This window comes from Janthinobacterium sp. PC23-8, from assembly GCF_002250505.1.
In the GTDB taxonomy this organism is placed as follows: domain Bacteria; phylum Pseudomonadota; class Gammaproteobacteria; order Burkholderiales; family Burkholderiaceae_D; genus Janthinobacterium.
This window is the reverse complement of the sequence record NZ_NJGY01000001.1, coordinates 925,737-943,497: the sequence shown is the minus strand read 5'-3', so window position 1 is coordinate 943,497 and position 17,761 is coordinate 925,737. Positions and strand designations below refer to the sequence as shown.

The following is a 17,761-nucleotide window of genomic DNA, read 5'->3' as shown; positions in this document are numbered from 1 at the left end:
AGTGTCAGGAACCGAGCAGGATAAAACCGGCCCAGTAGAAAGGATGGCTGCGCGACTGGCCCGTGGTGGCCGGCGATGTCGTGTCGAGCGGTGCAAGACCGCGCCCGGCCCGGTTCGCGGCAGCTTGCCGGCCTGCCCGCAACTGGTGCAGCTGCGCCTGGCGCAAGGCTTGCGGCTTGCTTTTGCCTTGCCTGCGGGCCGCATAAAAATCGCGCATCAGGGTGGCGGTCGACTGGTCCGACACGCGCCACAGGCTGGCCAGCACATTGTGCGCGCCGCGCTGGCGCGCCAGCCAGGCCAGGCCTTCGAGTTCGCGGCCGGTGTCGTCGGTGCCGGCCGGTACTGCCGTCTCGCAGGCCGACAGGGTCAGCAGGTCCAGGCCGTCGAAGCGGTAGCGGCTGCTACCCAATTCGGCCAGGCTCAGTTTCTGGCCGTCGCCCAGCAGCAGATACGAATCCTGGCCGGCGCCCGAGCGCAGCACGAAGTGGCTGGCGATATGCACGCCGCTGTTGGCCGGCAGCGCCTGGCGCAGCGCTTCTGCGGTGAAATCGTCATCGAGGTAGACGCGGCTGGGGATGCGCGCGGCCCGTTCGATGGTGTCGACGGCTTGCAGTTCGCGCCGCACGAAGGGCAGTGCGGGCAGCTCGCCGCTGGCGCCGGTCTGGCCAAACAGCGCCATCGACGGCGCGCGCGCCGGCGCCTGTTCCATCGTGCCGCTGCCGGCCTGCAGCGACACGGGCAGCCGTTCGACCAGCCAGCGGCGTCCGTCATGCAGCATGGCAAACGGCAGGTAGCGCAGCACGCCGCCCAGCGACAGCGACAGCGACGTGGCGCCGGCAAGATCGGCCCGCGCCGGCGCGATCAACAGCGCATACAGCGCCTGCGCCTCGGCCCTGGCATCCTGGTCCGGGTCCTGTGCGCTGCGGCGCAGGCGGGCGATCTGCTGCGCCAGCGCGCGCTCGTCGATGGCGACGTTATAAACATGGGTGCCGGCGCGGCCGGCACGGCGCGCCACGATGCGAAGGCGCTGGCCCGTCACCAGGTAAGTCAGGTGCAAGGTGCCGCGCTTTAACGGCGCCGCCGGCATGCTGGCGGCGCGGGCGTCGCGTACGGTGGTGGCCTTCGGTGTGGACGGCAGCGCCAGCAGCGCCGTGGCAGCATCGTCGACCAGGCTGGCCATCGACGCTTGCGCCGCCGCCAGCGCCGCATCGGCCTGCGCTGCGTTTTGCGCCTGCTGTTCGCGTGCCACGGCCAGCGCGGCGCTGCCGGCGCGCAGGGCCGCGCCGCTGGCGGCGAACTGGCGCTGCCAGGCCGCTTCCACGCCCGTGTAGTCGAGGCGCGTGGTGCGCGGATCCGGGCCGCTCCTGACCAGGCTGTGAAACTCGTCTTCGCGCACCATGGCCAGCACGGTTTCGGCCTCGGGCAGGCGGCGCTGGTCGAGCAGGCGGTCGGCCAGCTGGCCGTAGGCGGCGCGCTTTTGCCGCACAAAGCCCAGGCGCAGCGCCACCGGCAGCCCGCTGGTCGCCACGCGCGCCGTTTGCAGCGCATTGACGGCCTGCTTGCCGAGGAAAATCGCGGCCCCATCTTCTTCCAGCGCGCCCAGTTGCAAGGCGGCGCGCGCTTCGAGCAGTGTGCTGTCATTGGCCAGCGCGATGGCCAGCGCGCGCGCCGCCTGCCCGCGCGCCGTGGCCAATTGGCCCGCGCGCGCCTGCAAGCTGGCCGCGTCGAGCAGCGCCTGCGCGTAAGCGGGGTGGGACGGGCCGCGCGTCTCGGCCAGCTGCTGCGCCAGGTTCGATGCGTGCTGCGCCAGCGCAGGAAGCGCAGCTGCATTGCCGACTTCCGCACGCGCCAGCAGATGCGCCTGGCGCACCGTGTCCAGCAGCTCTTTTGACGCGGGCGGCGTTTGCGCCAGGCGTGCTTCGAGCGTGGCCAGGGCGGCGACGGCTTCTGCTTGCCGGCCCAGCGCGATCTGCGCCTGCGCCGCCAGCAGCAGCGCTTCGGCCTCGTCGCCGGGGAGCATCTGCTCGCCCGACATGGCCAGCCTGGCCGCCGCCTGCGCCGCGTCCAGCGCCGCCTGGTACTGGCCCAGCGCCAGCAATGCGCCGCCCTGCGTGAGCTGGTGCAAGGCGCAAGCCGGGGCCGTGTCGCCCTGCACGCTGCGGCAGTGGCGCAGCGCCTCGCCGGCCGCCACCTCGGCGCGCCCCAACTGGTTGTCGGCCAGCGCCGCTTGCGCTACATCCTGCCAGGCGTTGACGGTATGGGCGTGGCGCTCGCCGTACAGGGCGCGGCGGATGCGCAGGCCGTCTTCGGCTTCCTGCAGCGCCTTGCCGCTTTCGCCCAGACGCAAATGGATGCCTGCCAGGCGGCCCAGGGCCACGCTGGCCTGCATCGACTCAGGTCCCGCCTTGCGCACGGCGCTGGCCAGCGCGCGCTGGGCGAACGATAGCGCCTGGCGGTCGTTGCCGGCCAGGGTGTGCCAGTTGGCCAGGTCGTTGACGCTGGTTTGCGTCTCGGTGGCGTCTTCGCCGAAGGCGCCCAGGCGTATCCGGTAGGCCAGTTCCAGATAGCCGTATGCTTCCTGCATGCGGCCCATGCGCAGCAGCAGCACGCCGACGTCGCGCATGCCCCAGGCGTGGTCGGTGCTGTTCTTGCCCGAGGTGCGCTCCCAGGTCTCCATCGCCTGCCGCGCATATGGCAGGCCGCGCGCGTACTCCCTGGTCTGCAGCGCCACGCCGGACAGGTTCGACAGGCTGGTGCCATACGACACGGTGTCCTTGCCGATCAGGCGCGCCTTGGCGGCCAGCGCAATATCGCCCCATTGCCAGGCCAGCTCGAAGTGGCTCCACTGGCGGTACAGATACATCAACTCGCTCGGGTAATACATGTTCTCGCGGCCCGGGTCGCCATCGCCATCACCGATCCGCTGGCGGATGGCCCAGCCTTCGAGCAGCGCCTGTTCGCTGTCGGCATAGCGGTGCAGCAGTTGCAGGCTCTGGCCCAGGCCCAGCAAGCTGCTGGCCACGCCCGCCTGGTCGCCGGCCTGCCGGCATGCCGCCAGGGCTTGCTGGAACAGCGGCAGCGCTACGGCCGGCTGCTCGGCCGCACTGGCCTCATTGCCTTTTTCCAGCCACGGCGCGATGGTGGCCTGGCAGCTATCGGCCGCCATCGCGGTCATGGGGCCGGCCAGCAGCAGCATCAGCAGCCAGCGCTTCATGGCACCGACTTCCACGACAGGCGCGCCAGCTGCGCCTGCTCGGGTGTGTCCGCTGGCGCCGGGCTTGCGCCACCGCGCGTGGTGGCCGGCAGGGCGTCGAGGATGGCAAAGCGGCGCGCTGGCGCGCCATTGGCGGCGGGTGCGGCCACCAGCGCCAGCCACTCCACGCCATAGGCCGGGCCGCTGACGACAAAGCTGCGTTCAAAACGGCTGATGCCGTTGCCGATGGCCGGCGGCATGCGGTTGCTGTCGCCCGCCAGCGCCGGGTAGATGCGGGTGGCGGCGCCGTGCTGCGGCAAATGCGCCAGGCCCAGGTCGACCGATGCCGCGCCACGGTTTTCCACGCTGATGCGGATGCGCGTGCCGGCCGGCAGCGTGCCCAGGTCGCCATCGGCCAGGGGCAACTGGCGCGGCGCCTGGCCCGGCAGCGTCAGTTCGATGCGCGCGTCGAGCAGCGCGGCGCCGGTTGATGGCGGCAGCGCCAGCAGCGAGGCGATACGCCCGTCCGGCGTGCCTGGCGCCGGCGTGCGGCGCGCCCAGTTCGTGTCAGGCAGGGTTTGCTGGCTGTCGGCCGCCAGCACCAGCCGCGCGCCGTTCCAGCCCACCTCGCTGGCGCGCCAGCGCGCGCCGCCCGCGTCGAACATGTCGCCGCCGCGCACGCCGTCGAGCAGACCATGGGGCAGCTTCCAGCCCTGTGCGTCGCGTTGCACCGGCCACAGGGGGGCGATGTGTGCGGCGTCGTCCGCGCGCCATAGCGCCGCATCGAGCTTGCCTGCATACACGGGCGAGGGCCAGGCGGAGCGCGGCAGTTGATACGCTTGCAGCGCCGCGCGGTATTGCGCGCTGGCGTTGCCGGCCCAGGCGGCGTAGGTGATGGGCTGCGCCTGCAGGCCGGCGATCACGGCCCGCGTAAATAATCCCGCCGACTGGCCGGGGAGCGGGACGCCGCGCGCCTCGGGCGTACGCTGCTGCGCTTCGGCGGCAAAGAAGCCGACAAAGCGGGGACGCGCCCGCGCCGGTTGCGATCCCGATACAGATCCCTGATCCTTGCCGGCGCCCTGGCGCCAGCCGATCTCGCTGGCCGACAGGCCGCGCCAGATCAGACCGTCATCGCTGCGCGTGCCGGCCGCCGCGTGGCAGGTGTCGAACACGGCCACCACCTGTACCTGGCGCGCCGACAGCGCATCGATGGCGCGCCCCAGTTCGGCGCTGCCGATGCCGCCGTCCAGCCGTCCGGACGGGCCGAGGCGGCTGTCGCGCGTGAGCAGGCGCGTGCCTTGACTGGTGCTAAAAGCGCCGGGATAAGCGGGCGCCAGCACGCTGTGGCCTGACCAGTACAGCAGCAACACGTCATCCTTGCCCAGGGTCTTTTCCAGCTGCGCCAGGCGCGCCAGGATGGCCGCGCGCGTGGGCAGTCCATCAAAGGCGGCGCCATCGGCCAGGCTGGCGATATGCCGTTCGCCAAAGCCTTGCTGGCGCAGCGCGGCGCCCATGGCGGCCACGTCGCTGGCGGGGCCGGCCAGCCAGGCTGCGCGCGGCAGGGCGGGCAGTTCGCCCACGCCGATCAGCAGCGCATGGCGCTCGCCGGCCAGCGCCGCGCCGCTTGCCAGGCAATGCAGTAACAGCCAGCACAGCCGGCGCTTCATGGATGGCGCAGTTCGATGGTGGCGACGATGGCGCCGCTCGATTGCAGGCTGCGCAGCGCCGCTGGCGGGTCGGCCGCGTCGAGCAGATAGCCGCCGTCGGCCAGCGGGCCGGCGACGATGGTGGCGCCGGCCTGCGTCAAGGCGGCGCTCACTTGTTCGACGGTGGCGCCGGGCGCAAAGCGCGCGCGCAAGGTCGCCGCGCCCTGGGTTTGCACGCCGGGCAGGCTGCGCCACTGCAGCTGGTCGCCAGCGGCATCGTGCGGCCGCCACAGCAGCCAGGCCTGCGCGATGCAGACGCTGGCCAGCGCCGTGATCGCCCAAGGCGCCAATGATGGAAAGGTTGGCAAAGTGGGCCAGCGCAGGCGCCGCCACCAGCTTGTCGGGCGCAGCCGCTGGTGCAATTGCGCCAGGCCCGTGTCGGGTGCCATCGTGGCCGCTTCCGCGTCGAGCGCTGCGCGCAGCATGGCGCGCAGGCGCTGGTCTTCGGGGTCGATGGGGTCAGTCATGCCGGGCCTTCCTGGACAAACCAGCGTTCCATGCACTGGCGCAGATGGAGGCGGCCATGGAACAGCCGCGTCTTGATGGTGCCTTGCGGCGCCTGCTGTACCTGGGCGATATCGGCCACCGACAGCTCATCGATGGCCCACAGCGTCAGGCTTTCGCGCTGCATCGGGTTGCGCAGGCGCCGCAGGCAGTCGAGGATGGCGTGGCGCCGCTGCGCGCCTTCCTGCCTGGCCTGCGGCCCCGGGTCGTGTTCGTGTTCATCGAGCTGCGCCTGGTCGTAGCCGTCGAGGTCGATCGACTCTTCGCGCCTCTGGCGCTTGCCGTGGCGGCGGATCTGGTCAATGGCCTTGTTGCGCGCCAGGGTCAGCAGCCAGGTGCCGAAGGCGACCCGGCCGTCGTAGCGCATCGGCGCGCGCCATACGTCGTGGAACACGTCGACCGTGATTTCGTCGGCGATGGCGTGCGCATCGAGGCCGCAGCCGGCCAGCCGCAGCCGCGCAAACACGCGCACGCGCGGCGACCAGGCGCGGAACAAAGCATCGAGCGCGCGCTGGTCGCCCGCAGCCATGGCAGCGAGCAGTTCGGCGGGATTGACGGGCAATGCACTCATGGGGGGAGGGGTGGCGACAGGGCCAGCCGATTATAGCATTGGGGCAATATTAAAATTGTTTGCAAAAAGATTGAACCGGATCGCGGCGGGCGACGAACAAGACGGTGAAGGGCCGCAAGCGCGCGGCCCCGCCACCCGGGATGCATGACCATGAGACAACACGGCAATACTTTACAGCACGGCGGTGCGATGCAGCGCCTGACACCTGCCGAGCGGCTGGTGGCGGCACTGGCCATGCGCGGCGCGCCATATAAAATTATCGCCCGCAGCCTGGACAAATCACCGGCCACCGTGCGCAACCAGCTGCACATGATTTACCAGAAGCTCGGTGTCAGCAACCGTACGGCGCTGTCCTGCGCCTTGCTGGACGAGCAATAAAAATATTTTCGCCACTGGGGCAAAAATCGTGTTTTTCAAGGCCTTGAAGGGGGCTTGATCGTCCTTAGATTGGATAGCAAGCGGATGCTCATCGTGAGGTCCGCTCCTCTTATCGCTTAACTTCAAAAGGATATTTATCATGCGTACATTTGACCTTGCTCCCCTGTATCGTTCCGCCATCGGCTTCGACCGCCTGGCCCAATTGCTCAACGAACAGCGCGCCGATGCGCCGCCGAGCTATCCACCGTACAACATCGAACTGGTGTCGGAAGACAAGTACCGCATCGTGATGGCGCTGGCCGGCTTCTCGCGCGCCGAGATCGACATCATCACCGAACGCGACTCGCTGCATGTCACGGGCCGCAAGCAGAAAGATGGCGTCGAGCGCACCTTCCTGCACCGCGGTATCGCCGCCCGCGATTTCGAACAGCGCTTCCAGTTGGCCAACCATGTGAAGGTCACCGGCGCCACGTTTGAAAACGGCATGCTGACCATCGAGCTGGTGCGTGAAGTGCCGGAAGCGCTGAAACCGCGCAAGATCGAGATCGGCACCGGCGGCGGCGACGTGGTGGACCACCAGCTCGCCTCGCTGGAACAGCGCCAGGCGGCTTGAGCCTTCAGCCTGGCCTGAAATGGCGGAAGGATTCCCCATCCTTCTGATGCAGTAAAATACTGGCCGGTTGATCCGGCCAGTGTCACGTCCGGCCCCCTTGAAAGACTGCATTAGATGATGCTTAAAGGGTTGAGACAGGACGCAATACATGTTTCTTAATGGAAAAATGTTAAGCAGCGCCTAAGTCTGGTGGCCCACTATTGCATGCATCAAAGTCTCATTAAATGAGGAGCAATCCATGGAACATGCAGAACATAAAACGACCAGCGCATCGCTGAAGATCAAACGCACCGTCGCCGCCCTGGCCGCCATCGGCGTGCTCGGCGCGGGCGGCGCGATGGTGGTGCATCAGAATAATGCGGGCGCCAATGGCGCGCCGGCCGCCGCCCCGGTGGTGGCCGCCGTGGCGCCGGCCGCTGCCACGGCGGCGCCCGGTCCGCTGGTATCGTTGCCCGACTTTAGCCAGATCGCCGCGCGCAACAGCCCGGCCGTCGTCAATATCAGCGTCACCGGCAGCACCAAGGTGGCGCTCGATACGTCCGGCCAGGCTGGCGCCGACGATTTCGGCAACGATCCCTTCCTGGAGTTCTTCCGCCGCTTCCAGGGGCCGCAAGGCGGGCAGCGCGGCGGGCGCGATGTGCCCACGCACGGCCTCGGTTCCGGCTTTATCGTCAGCCCGGACGGCATCATCATGACCAACGCCCACGTGGTGCGCGATGCGCGCGAGGTGACCGTCAAGCTCAACGACCGCCGCGAGTTCCGCGCCAAGGTGCTCGGTTCCGATCCGAAGACCGATATCGCGGTGCTGAAAATCGACGCCAGCAACCTGCCGGTAGTGCCGCTGGGCCACTCGAACGACCTGAAGGTGGGCGAATGGGTGCTGGCCATCGGCTCGCCGTACGGCTTTGACAGCACGGTGACGGCCGGCGTGGTCAGCGCCAAGGGCCGCTCGCTGCCCGACGACAGCAACGTGCCGTTCATCCAGACCGATGTGGCGGTCAACCCCGGCAACTCGGGTGGCCCGCTGTTCAATACGCGTGGCGAAGTGGTCGGCATCAATTCGCAGATCTATAGCCAGACGGGTGGCTTCCAGGGCCTGTCGTTCGCGATTCCGATCGACCTGGCCGGCCGCATCAAGGACCAGATCGTTGCCACCGGCAAGGCCAGTCACGCCAAGCTGGGCGTGACGGTGCAGGAAGTGAACCAGGGCTTTGCCGACTCCTTCAAGCTGGCCACGCCCGAAGGCGCGCTGGTGGCCAACGTCGAACGGGGCAGTCCGGCCGACAAGGCGGGCCTGAAATCGGGCGACGTGATCCGCAAGATGAACGGCCAGCGCATCATCGCCTCGGGCGACTTGCCGGCCATGGTGGGCATCGCGCTGCCGGGTGACAAGGTCAGCATGGATGTCTGGCGCGACGGCAAGATCGTGACGCTCACCGCCACCCTGGGCAATGCCGCCGACAAGGTGGCCGAGGCGGCGCCCGAGCATGGCGCTGCCGGCAAGGTGAAGCTGGGCCTGGCCCTGCGTCCGTTACAATCGGATGAAAAGCGCGAAGCGGGCATCAGCGCCGGCCTGCTGGTGGAAGACGCCGGCGGCGCGGCGGCCAATGCCGGGGTGCAGCCGGGCGACGTGTTATTGTCGGTCAACGGCCGTCCCGTCAACACCGTCGAGCAGGTACGCGACGTGGTCGACAAGTCGGCCAAGTCGGTCGCCTTGCTGATACAGCGCGGACCGGACAAGATCTTTATTCCCGTGCGCCTGGGCTAAATACATCACGAAGAGAGGCACACCATGCGCTTACTGCTGGTAGAAGACGACACAATGATCGGCGAAGTGGTGCTGGACCTGCTGCGCGCCGAGCACTATGCGGTGGACTGGGTCAAGGATGGCGACATGGCCGACACCGCCCTGCAAACGCAGACCTATGACCTGGTGCTGCTGGACCTGGGCCTGCCGCGCAAGGATGGCCTGGAAGTGCTGCGCTCGATGCGCCTGCGCAAGCTCGACACCCCGGTGCTGGTGGCCACCGCGCGCGACGCCATCGAGCAGCGCATCGCCGGCCTGGACGCCGGCGCCGACGATTATGTCCTGAAGCCGTATGATCTGGACGAACTGCTGGCGCGCATCCGCGCCTTGCTGCGGCGTGCTGCGGGCCGCCCGGAGCCGGTATTCGAACACCAGGGCGTGTCGATCAATCCCTTGACGCGCGAAGTGATCGCCGACGGCCATTCGGTGAACCTGTCGGCGCGCGAATGGGCGGTGCTCGAAGCGTTGATCGCGCGGCCCGGCATCGTGCTGTCGCGCGCGCAGCTGGAAGAAAAGCTGTACAGCTGGAAGGATGAAGTCAACAGCAACGCCGTCGAGGTGTATATCCACGGCCTGCGCAAGAAGCTGGGCAGCGAATTGATCCAGAACGTGCGCGGCCTTGGCTACATGGTGCCCAAGGCATGAGAATGAAGGTGACGGTGACGCACTCGCTGCGCGGCCGCTTGCTGTGGTTTTTGCTGGCCGCCATCATCATGGCGGCACTGGCGCAGGCGTCGATCGCCTACCGCAGCGCGCTGTACGACGCCGACCAGATTTTCGATTACCACATGCAGCAGATGGCGCTGTCGCTGCGTTCGGGCGCGCCGCTGGCCAACCAGGCCGAAGCCTTGCCGGCCGACCCGGCCAATAACGACATGGTGGTGCAGGTGTGGACGCCGGACGGGGTGCAGGTGTTCCGTTCGATCACGCGCGCCGAACTGCCGCAGCGCGCCGTGCTGGGTTTTTCGAACGTGAAGGCGAACGGCACCACCTATCGCATCTTCTCCGTGCAGACCAGTTCCCAGACCGTGCAGATCGCCCAGGACATGGCGGTGAGAAAACGCATGGCCGGTAGCCTGGCGCTGCGCACCGTCGGCCCGATCGCGCTGATGGCGCCGATTCTGATGCTGGTGGTGTGGTGGGTGGTCAGCGGTTCGCTGGCGCCGGTCTCGCGCGTGCGCAAGCAGGTGGCGGCGCGCCAGGCCGACGACTTGTCGCCTGTCTCGGAATCGGGCCTGCCCGACGAAGTGCGCCCGCTGGTGCATGAACTGAACCTGCTGTTCGACCGCGTGAAAACCGCCTTCGACGCGCAGCAGCATTTTGTTGCCGACGCCGCCCATGAATTGCGCACGCCCTTGGCGGCGCTCAAACTGCAGGTGCTGAGCCTGGAGCGGGCCGAGTCGGAAGACAAGCGCAGCCTGGCCATTTCGCGCGTCAGCGCCGGCATCGAACGGGCCACGCGGCTGGTCGAGCAGTTGCTGGTGCTGGCCCGCCAGGAAGCGAGCGCGGCCAGCGGCGACCAGCTGCAACTGGTGGACCTGAACGATGTCGTCAAGCGCGCGCTGGGCGACATGGCCGGCGTGGCGCAGGCGCGCAAGATCGACCTGGGCCTGCACCACATGGACCCGGCCAGCGCCGCCGGCCAGGCCGACGCCTTGAATATCTTGCTGCGCAACCTGGTCGACAACGCCATCAAGTACACGCCGCAGGGGGGCAGGGTCGATATCGACCTGCGCTCGACGCCGGTCGGCGTGACGCTGTCGGTGGAAGACAGCGGTCCCGGCATTCCCGAGGAAGAGCGCGAACGGGTGTTCAGCCGCTTCTACCGCGTACCCGGCACCGACGCCAATGGCAGCGGCCTGGGCCTGGCCATCATCAAGGCGATCGCCGAGCGCCATGGCGCGCGCCTGGTGCTGGACCGCTCCGAGCGCCTCGGCGGCTTGTGCGTGCGGGTGGCGTTTCCGCTGCCGTTGAAAAAGTGACGATTTGATACGATTTTTTGGCATGCTGGATTGACGTACGCGGCGCAGGCCTATATTGTCTGCCCAATAAGTACATCAATGAACGGAGCGCAGCATGCAGAAGATCGGTTTTTCAGGCACCCTCGACCCCATCACCAATGGCCATATGTGGGTGATTGGCGAAGCGCGGTCACTGGCCGACGAGGTCATCGTCTTCCTGTCGCAAAACCCGGCCAAGAAGCCGCAGTTTGCCGCCGAAGACCGCAAGCGCATCATCGAGCAAAGCGCGCGCGAGTGGGGCTGGGACAATGTGCAGGTGGTGATCGTCAAGGGAGACTACACGGCGCGCGCGGCCAAAAAACACGGCTGCGACTACCTGATCCGCGGCATCCGCACCACCGCCGATTTCGACTATGAAAACCTGATCCAGCAAACCAATGTCGATGTGCTGCAGGGCGCGAAAACCATTTTCGTCATGCCGCCGCGCGATCTCGGTTCCGTCAGTTCCAGCTTCGTGAAAGCGCTGGAAGGCCCGGTCGGCTGGAACTGGACCATGAAAAAATTCGTCCCCGGCCCCGCCTACCAGGCGTGGATACTCGACTGCCTGCGCAAGGAATGGGAGGCGCTGTGGCACTACGCCACCGCCCCCGCAGACCAGATCGCACTGTTTGACCACTGGTTCGCGCACCTGACGGGGCCAAACGCGTATGGCGGCGCGGACCGCCATTATCACAACCTCGACCATCTGGTGCACGGCCTGTCCGAAATCCGCGTCTGGGCCGACAACACCTGCGCCGCGCCGCGCGACAGCGCGCTGGTGAAAAAGGCCTTCTGGTTCCACGACGCCGTCTACGGCCACGACGAAGACGCCGCGCAGTCGAGCGAAGAAGCCAGCGCCCGCCTGTGGCTGGGCAGCGGCCTGGACGCCGGCGACAATGCCGACGTGGCCCAGCTGATACGCGCCACCGACCATTTCCAGGGATCATCGATTGCGCATGTGCTGAAAGACGTGATGCTGAGCGCCGACCTGGCCATCCTGGGCCAGGACGAAGAAGTGTATCTGGCCTACACCCAGGCCATCGCCCGCGAATACGCGCATGTCGAAGCGGCCCGCTTCAAGCAGCAGCGCGGCCAGGCGCTACAGCATCTGAGCGACAAGGCGCAGGCCGGGCAACTGTTTGGCGATGCGTATTTTTCCAACCAGTACAACCAGCGGGCGATCGAGAATATGCGCAAAGAGATGGCGGCGCTGGCGATCGGATGATCAGGCATACTCGGCGACAAACTCCAGCGCCCGCTGCCGCCACTGGCACACGGCTGCACCACACAATCAAACGAGCCGCCTGTGGAGCCGGATGCTCGGCTCGGTCGTGTCCGGCATGACCGAATCGGTGATCTGGCTGGGCATGCGGCTGTAGACCATCTTCATGCGCTGGTTATTGTTAGAACTCTTCCCAGTCACCCCCGGCAGCGGCAGCCTTGCGTGCTTTTGCCTGGGACAAAGGCAGGACGTTCGATGCAGGCGCCGGCTTTGCCGACGATGCGCGCGCAGGCGTTTTGACCAAACCGCCTGCCTTGCTGGCATTGCTCAGCGTGGGCCGCGCGGCGGGCTTGACGGTGGGGCGGGCACCGGCTGACGGTATCTGGAAGACGCTCACGGTGCGCACCAGATTGTCCGCTTGATCGCGCAGCGATTCGGCCGCAGCGGCAGCCTCTTCAACCAGTGACGCGTTTTGCTGCGTGACATTGTCCATCGCACTGACGGCCTCATTGATTTGTTCGATCCCCGTCGATTGTTCGTGGCTGGCGCTGACGATCTCGGCGATCACATCGGTCACCCGCTTGACGCTGCTGACCACCTCGGACATGGTGGAGCCGGCTTCGTTGGCGAATTTGGTGCCCAGGTCAACCCGCTCCACCGAATTGTCGATCAAGACCTTGATTTCCTTGGCGGCGCTGGCGCTGCGCTGCGCGAGATTGCGTACCTCGGAAGCGACCACGGCAAATCCACGTCCCTGTTCACCGGCCCTGGCCGCCTCGACCGCCGCATTGAGCGCGAGGATATTGGTCTGGAAAGCGATGCCGTCGATGACACTGATGATGTCGACGATCTTGCGCGACGCTTCGCTGATCGATTCCATCGTGCCCACCACCTGGGAAACCACAGCGCCGCCCTTGGTCGCGACGTCCGACGCCGTGATCGCCAATACGTTGGCCTGGCGCGCATTGTCGGCGTTTTGTTTGACGGTCGAGGTCAGTTCTTCCATTGAGGAAGCGGTTTCTTCCAGCGCACTGGCCTGTTGCTCGGTCCTGTTCGACAAGTCATTATTGCCGGAGGAAATTTCCGCGGCGGCGGTGGACACCGTTTCCGAGTCATGGCGTACCGACGAGACCACCTGGACCAGCGAACCTTGCATGCGCTGCACCGCTGCCAAAACGCTGCTGCTGTCGCCGGGCCTGACATGCAGTTCGCCGGTCAGGTCGCCGCTGGCAACCCTGGTCACGGCGTCGCACAAATCGGTCGGTTCCGCCCCCAGTGCTTGCAGCAGGCGTCGCGAGATCAGGATGCCGGCCGCAATCGCCAGTACGATGGCGAGCACGCTGAGGAGCACCAGCTTGTTCCTGGCAGCCGTAAAGTCATCCTCGGCATCCTTGATCAGCTCAAGGGAATGGCGCGTGGTGAATTGCCCGTATTCATTGGAGGCGGCAACCAGGGCGGCCAGCAGGGGGCGGCACTCCTTGTTCATCTTGACGATCGCTTCCTCCTTCTTGTCTTGCAGGGCAAGCTCCACAATGGCTAAGGCCACAGGGGAATACTGCTTTTCGATGCTATCGATCTTGTCGATCATGCGCCGGGCATCGGCCGACACGGAGGCATCGCTGGCAAGTTCTTTCAGCTTGCGCAAATTGGACACGACCTCTGCCTGGGCCTGGGACACAATTTTCTTCTCCGCATCACGGTCCGCCGGCGTGCTGACAAGTACCAGATTCCTGGCTGCCACGGCGCGCAACCCTACCGCCTCCCGCACGGCATGGGCCGCCTCGGAACGTTCGCGCACGCCATGCACATAATTTTCAAAGTTCTCGGATTGGTCCAACATCCCGAAGATGGCAAAAATGGCAATTCCCGTCAGCAATAATGCGATGCCGCCGAAGGCGGCGGCAAGCTGGGCACGCACCGTTAAATTTTTCACGATATTTCCTTGGTCTAATATTTGCATATGGTCCGCGCAGGCTGCCGTAATTCGACGCATGCGAGGGCACGATGGATGTCGATACGCCGTCTGGTGTTCGATCAGTTAAACAATGCAATTTCGAAGGCAGGATGAGCGTGACAAGAAAATACGCCGTTCATGCGCGAAGTCAGCGCTGGGCAAAACATTGCACTGTCAGGGCACGGGGCTGGGTGCGGGTGTAATGAAATAACTTATCTGGTTATTTCATTTTATTTATTTTATTTGATGTATTTAGTTTCTCACACAAACACACAAAAAGCAATCAACTTCACGATGTGGTTGTAAAGAGGCAACGTTTAAACCAATGCATGCTGATGAACGCTCCAAACCGCACAGCGGCTGCCCCTCCTGGCACAGCCGCTGTTTTCAAGAAGACCAACTCAACTCAGAATTTTACCCACAGCCGTCCAAAGTAGGAGGCGCCGTTCAGGCCAAACTGCACGCTGTCGTACTTGAAGCCGTTGTCGGTTTCGTCGGCGTTCTGCGTGGTCGGCTTGACGTTGAAGATGTTGTTGCCGCCAAAGGTCAGCTTGGTGTTTTTGGTGATGCTGTAGGTAAAGCTCAGGTCGGCCGAGGTCTTCGCTGCGTAGCGCGCGTTCGGCACGCCTGCGGCGGTGCCGCTGAAGGTACCCAGGGTTTGCGGGCCGAAGTGGATCACGCGCAGGTTCGATTCGAGCTTGCCGGTTACATAGTCAAAACCCAGGGTGGCTTTCGAGCGCGGGCCGCCCTGCTCGATGAACAGGCGTTCGCGTTCGGACAGCAGCACGTCTTCAAAGCCGGTCAGCGAAGCCGGGGTTTTCACTTTCGTCACTTCGGTCTTGCTCAGGTTCAGCGCCAGAAAGGTGGTCAGGCGGTTGCCGAACACGTCACCCTTGTGCGAGGCCGTCAGGTCCAGGCCGCGTGTGCGGGTGTCGATCGAGTTGACAAAGAACTGCGCTTCGACCACGCCCAGCAGCGCCAGGCGTGACGCCAGGTCAGGGTAGTTGCCGGCGTTGAAGCGGCCCGACAGCACGATGCGGTCCTTGATCTTGATGTTGTACAGGTCGGCCGTGACGGACACGGCTTGCGTCGGCGTCCAGGTGGCGCCGAGGGTAAAGCTGGTCGATTTTTCTTCCTTCAGCTTCGGGATGCCGGCCGCGTTGGCCACCGCGCCGCCGTTCGGCGCCAGCACCACGTCGGTCGGTACGCCGCCAACGAAATCGGTAAAGGTCGACGAGAAATACACTTGTTGCAGCGAGGGCGCGCGGAAACCCGTGCTGGCCGAGCCGCGCAGCAGCACAGTCGGCGCCGCCTTGTAGCTGGCGGCCAGCTTGCCCGTGACGGTCGAGCCGAAGTCGCTGAATTTTTCATAGCGCAGCGCGCCCTGGGTTTTCAGGCGTTGCGTCAGGTCCAGTTCCACGTCGCCATAGGCGGCGATGCTGTGGCGTTTGGCCTTGGTCACGTCGCTGGGCTGGAAGCCGGGGAAGCCCTGGCTGCGGCCACTGCCGCCCACACCCACGCCGTCGGCGTCGATATAGGAGCCCGGTTCACCTGCCATGATCTTGTATTCCTCGCTGCGGTATTCGGCGCCGAAGGCAACGTTCATGCCGTGCAGGACGGTGTCGTAGTAGCGGCTGAAATCGGCATTGGTGGTCAGCTGCTGGAACGAAAAGCCGCCCGCGTCAAAACGGCTGGGGCTCACGCCTTTGCCGCCATTAAGGAGGTCGAGGTTGGCGATCGAGGCGTTCAGGGTATTGCTGATGTCGTAGCGCATCTTGTTGTAGCCATAGGTCTGCGAGAAATCCGCATTCCAGTCGCCGAGCTGGCCACGGTGGCCGATGGTGGCGTACTGGTCGTCGATCTTGCCGTTAATAAAGGGCACGAAACCGTTCGGATACATGGCGGCCGAGTTGCGCCCTGGAATATCGATGCTGCCGATGCCGCCGCGGCCAAACGCGGCGCTGGAGGCGTCGCGCGTCTGCGCGCCGGCCGTGAAATACAGCTTGCTGGTGGCGCTGGTGGCGTAGTCGCCATTGACGTACAAGGTCTTGTTTTGCGATTTGGTGTCACCGATGGTGCGCAGGCTGTCGGCGTCAGCCCGGTTCGAGCGGCCGCGGTCGAGGTATTCGCCGGTGATCGCAATGGTGCCCTTGTCGCCCAGCGCCAGGCCGCAGTAGGCCGAGGTCATGTAGTTCTTGCCGTCGCCTTCCGAATACTGGCTGTAGCCGGCCACCGCTTCGCAGCCCAGGCTTTTCTTGAGTTCGATATCGATCACGCCGGCAATCGCGTCCGAGCCATACTGGGCGGCGGCGCCGTCGCGCAGCACCTGCACGTTCTTGATCGCCAGCAGCGGGATCGCATTCATGTCGGTGCCCGTGTTGCCGCGGTTGCGCGCGCCAAACAGGTTGACCAGAGCGGTAGTGTGGCGGCGCTTGCCGTTGACCAGCACCAGGGTCTGGTCGGAACCGAGGCCGCGCAGGGCGGCCGAGTCGACCAGGTCGGCGCCGTCCGCACCGGTCTGGCGGGTGGAGTTGAACGACGGCGAAATATATTGCAGCGACTGCGCCAGGTCGAACTGGCCGCCCTGTTCGGCGACCTTGGTCATGGGAATGATATCGACCGGCACCATGGTGTCGGTGGCGGAACTGGCGCTGACGCGGCGCGAGCCGACCACGCTGACCGTTTGCACGGCGCCCGCGTCGGCGGCGCTGGCGGCATCACCGGTTTGCGCCATGGCGGGCGCGGCGCAGAGGCCGAAAACGCCGAGGGCGGCACTGCCATAGAGGCTGATCAGAACGGCTTTACGCAAGGTAGTGAGGGTCGGCACGCGGGTATCTCCAAGTGAATTTGTTACTTGATTTTAGTGCCAGCTTTTAACTTTTTGCCAGTATTACCGTATTTTCCACGTACAAATAAAGCCTGACTGTTGTTTCCTGGTTCGCATCAATTTGGTGGGCGCCTGGTCTGCATTGCCATGGTGCATGTTGCCCCGCTCAGGTGCTGTTTTGCACCATTCCGCCCACCCGGATAGCGTCTGCGCCGTACTCGACCTGGATCAAACAGGGCTGGCCGGTGACGTGGCCCTGGGACAGGCTCAGCGACTGCCGCAGCTGATGTGCCAGCGCCCCCGCCGCCACGCCCGTGGCGCTGTCTTCCATGCCTGGGTCGAGGTGGTTGAAGTTGCGCCCTTCATAGTGGCCGTCGGCCAGCCTGCAATACACATAGCAGCCATTGACGCCATGCAAGCGGCTCCAGTCGGCAATCAGTTCCAGGTTGGGCCGCAGCGCGCGCAAGGTGGTGCTGTCGGCCACTTCCAGCAGCAGCTTGGGGCTGCCGACGGAGGCGACGACCGGTGGCGACAGCAAATGCATGTGCTGGCCCATCAGTTCAGACGGCAGATAGTGCTCGATGATCACCGCCGGCGGTGTTTGCGGCGCCAGGCTGACAAACATCCCTTGCGCGCGCCGCGCCAGCCGCAACGGTTGATGGTGCATGGCCGTGTGCACGCTCAGGCTTGCCGGCGCGCCCGGCGCCGCCAGCAGCACATGCGCGGCGGCCAGTGTCGCGTGCAGGCATAGCGGGCTGCGCGTGTGCGGATAAAAATAGTCGAGCACGATGGCGCCGTCAGGCTGGCGGTCGATAAAGACGCAGGCGCTGACCTGATGTTCCAGGGCAAACTGCTGGCGCTCGGTCTCTGTGCTGGCGTCGTGCTCGACGACCAGCGCCGGATTGCCGCCACCGGGCGCGGCGCCGAAACATTTCAGGAGATGGATGGTCATGGCCATGGTGGGCAAAGTGCTTCTTTGGGGGGAA

Annotated in this window: 13 protein-coding genes; 6 read left to right on the top strand and 7 right to left on the bottom strand. The window is 65.7% G+C overall.

Features of this window, described 5'->3' with window-relative positions; genetic code table 11:
- Window positions 1-4: 4 nt before the first annotated feature.
- Genes CD932_RS04065 through CD932_RS04050 form a run of 4 tightly spaced genes read right to left on the bottom strand, consistent with a single transcriptional unit; the run spans window position 5 to window position 5,974 of the window.
- The gene (locus tag CD932_RS04065) at window positions 5-3,214 is read right to left on the bottom strand and encodes a CHAT domain-containing protein (protein WP_094441505.1); all 3,210 of its coding nucleotides are present in this window, start codon (window positions 3,212-3,214) and stop codon (window positions 5-7) included.
- Window positions 3,211-4,860 (bottom strand): caspase family protein, encoded by a 1,650-nt coding sequence (locus CD932_RS04060; RefSeq protein WP_094441504.1) that lies wholly within the window; start codon window positions 4,858-4,860, stop codon window positions 3,211-3,213. Before CD932_RS04060 ends, CD932_RS04065 begins: the two co-directional genes overlap by 4 nt.
- Entirely contained in the window at window positions 4,857-5,366 is a 510-nt protein-coding gene (locus CD932_RS04055) for a hypothetical protein (RefSeq protein WP_094441503.1), read from the bottom strand. Before CD932_RS04055 ends, CD932_RS04060 begins: the two co-directional genes overlap by 4 nt.
- Window positions 5,363-5,974 (bottom strand): RNA polymerase sigma factor, encoded by a 612-nt coding sequence (locus CD932_RS04050; protein ID WP_094441502.1) that lies wholly within the window; start codon window positions 5,972-5,974, stop codon window positions 5,363-5,365. The genes CD932_RS04055 and CD932_RS04050 overlap by 4 nt, the downstream gene beginning before the upstream one ends.
- A 144-nt stretch (window positions 5,975-6,118) precedes the next feature.
- On the opposite strand from CD932_RS04050, the gene CD932_RS04045 reads away from it, so the two are divergent.
- The 6 genes from CD932_RS04045 to coaD all read left to right on the top strand — a co-directional run bounded on the left by CD932_RS04045 (window position 6,119) and on the right by coaD (window position 11,997).
- Complete coding sequence (locus tag CD932_RS04045; protein WP_094441501.1) at window positions 6,119-6,352, top strand: helix-turn-helix transcriptional regulator; 234 nt, start codon at window positions 6,119-6,121, stop codon at window positions 6,350-6,352.
- A gap of 139 nt (window positions 6,353-6,491) precedes the next feature.
- Window positions 6,492-6,965 carry an Hsp20 family protein gene (locus tag CD932_RS04040; protein WP_094441500.1) on the top strand — a complete coding sequence of 158 codons (474 nt, stop codon included), beginning with the start codon at window positions 6,492-6,494 and terminating at the stop codon, window positions 6,963-6,965.
- A gap of 238 nt (window positions 6,966-7,203) precedes the next feature.
- On the top strand, window positions 7,204-8,733 hold the full coding sequence (locus CD932_RS04035; RefSeq protein WP_094441499.1) for a Do family serine endopeptidase: 1,530 nt from the start codon (window positions 7,204-7,206) through the stop codon (window positions 8,731-8,733).
- 24 nt (window positions 8,734-8,757) lie between these two features.
- Complete coding sequence (locus CD932_RS04030) at window positions 8,758-9,417, top strand: response regulator transcription factor (RefSeq protein WP_094441498.1); 660 nt, start codon at window positions 8,758-8,760, stop codon at window positions 9,415-9,417.
- A gap of 2 nt (window positions 9,418-9,419) precedes the next feature.
- Window positions 9,420-10,754 carry an ATP-binding protein gene (locus tag CD932_RS04025; RefSeq protein WP_094441497.1) on the top strand — a complete coding sequence of 445 codons (1,335 nt, stop codon included), beginning with the start codon at window positions 9,420-9,422 and terminating at the stop codon, window positions 10,752-10,754.
- A gap of 94 nt (window positions 10,755-10,848) precedes the next feature.
- A complete protein-coding gene (gene coaD, locus CD932_RS04020; RefSeq protein ID WP_094441496.1) occupies window positions 10,849-11,997 on the top strand; it encodes a pantetheine-phosphate adenylyltransferase in 1,149 nt (382 codons plus the stop codon).
- A 178-nt stretch (window positions 11,998-12,175) separates the two neighbouring features.
- Here coaD and CD932_RS04015 read toward each other — a convergent pair whose 3' ends face one another.
- The 3 genes from CD932_RS04015 to CD932_RS04005 form a co-directional block, all read right to left on the bottom strand.
- Complete coding sequence (locus tag CD932_RS04015) at window positions 12,176-13,987, bottom strand: methyl-accepting chemotaxis protein (RefSeq protein WP_254926452.1); 1,812 nt, start codon at window positions 13,985-13,987, stop codon at window positions 12,176-12,178.
- Between the two features lie 367 nt (window positions 13,988-14,354).
- On the bottom strand, window positions 14,355-16,775 hold the full coding sequence (locus CD932_RS04010) for a TonB-dependent siderophore receptor (protein ID WP_094441494.1): 2,421 nt from the start codon (window positions 16,773-16,775) through the stop codon (window positions 14,355-14,357).
- Window positions 16,776-16,941: 166 nt separating this feature from the next.
- On the bottom strand, window positions 16,942-17,727 hold the full coding sequence (locus CD932_RS04005; RefSeq protein ID WP_094443446.1) for a PhzF family phenazine biosynthesis protein: 786 nt from the start codon (window positions 17,725-17,727) through the stop codon (window positions 16,942-16,944).
- Window positions 17,728-17,761: the final 34 nt, after the last annotated feature.

Excerpts from the sequence above, each read along its gene's own strand:
- CD932_RS04065 (WP_094441505.1), bottom strand. The coding sequence starts at position 3,214 with ATGAAGCGCTGGCTGCTGATGCTGCTGCTGGCCGGCCCCATGACCGCG.
- CD932_RS04060 (WP_094441504.1), bottom strand. The coding sequence starts at position 4,860 with ATGAAGCGCCGGCTGTGCTGGCTGTTACTGCATTGCCTGGCAAGCGGC.
- CD932_RS04055 (WP_094441503.1), bottom strand. The coding sequence starts at position 5,366 with ATGACTGACCCCATCGACCCCGAAGACCAGCGCCTGCGCGCCATGCTG.
- CD932_RS04050 (WP_094441502.1), bottom strand. The coding sequence starts at position 5,974 with ATGAGTGCATTGCCCGTCAATCCCGCCGAACTGCTCGCTGCCATGGCT.
- CD932_RS04045 (WP_094441501.1), top strand. The coding sequence starts at position 6,119 with ATGACCATGAGACAACACGGCAATACTTTACAGCACGGCGGTGCGATG.
- CD932_RS04040 (WP_094441500.1), top strand. The coding sequence starts at position 6,492 with ATGCGTACATTTGACCTTGCTCCCCTGTATCGTTCCGCCATCGGCTTC.
- CD932_RS04035 (WP_094441499.1), top strand. The coding sequence starts at position 7,204 with ATGGAACATGCAGAACATAAAACGACCAGCGCATCGCTGAAGATCAAA.
- CD932_RS04030 (WP_094441498.1), top strand. The coding sequence starts at position 8,758 with ATGCGCTTACTGCTGGTAGAAGACGACACAATGATCGGCGAAGTGGTG.
- CD932_RS04025 (WP_094441497.1), top strand. The coding sequence starts at position 9,420 with ATGAAGGTGACGGTGACGCACTCGCTGCGCGGCCGCTTGCTGTGGTTT.
- coaD (WP_094441496.1), top strand. The coding sequence starts at position 10,849 with ATGCAGAAGATCGGTTTTTCAGGCACCCTCGACCCCATCACCAATGGC.
- CD932_RS04015 (WP_254926452.1), bottom strand. The coding sequence starts at position 13,987 with ATGCGTCGAATTACGGCAGCCTGCGCGGACCATATGCAAATATTAGAC.
- CD932_RS04005 (WP_094443446.1), bottom strand. The coding sequence starts at position 17,727 with ATGACCATCCATCTCCTGAAATGTTTCGGCGCCGCGCCCGGTGGCGGC.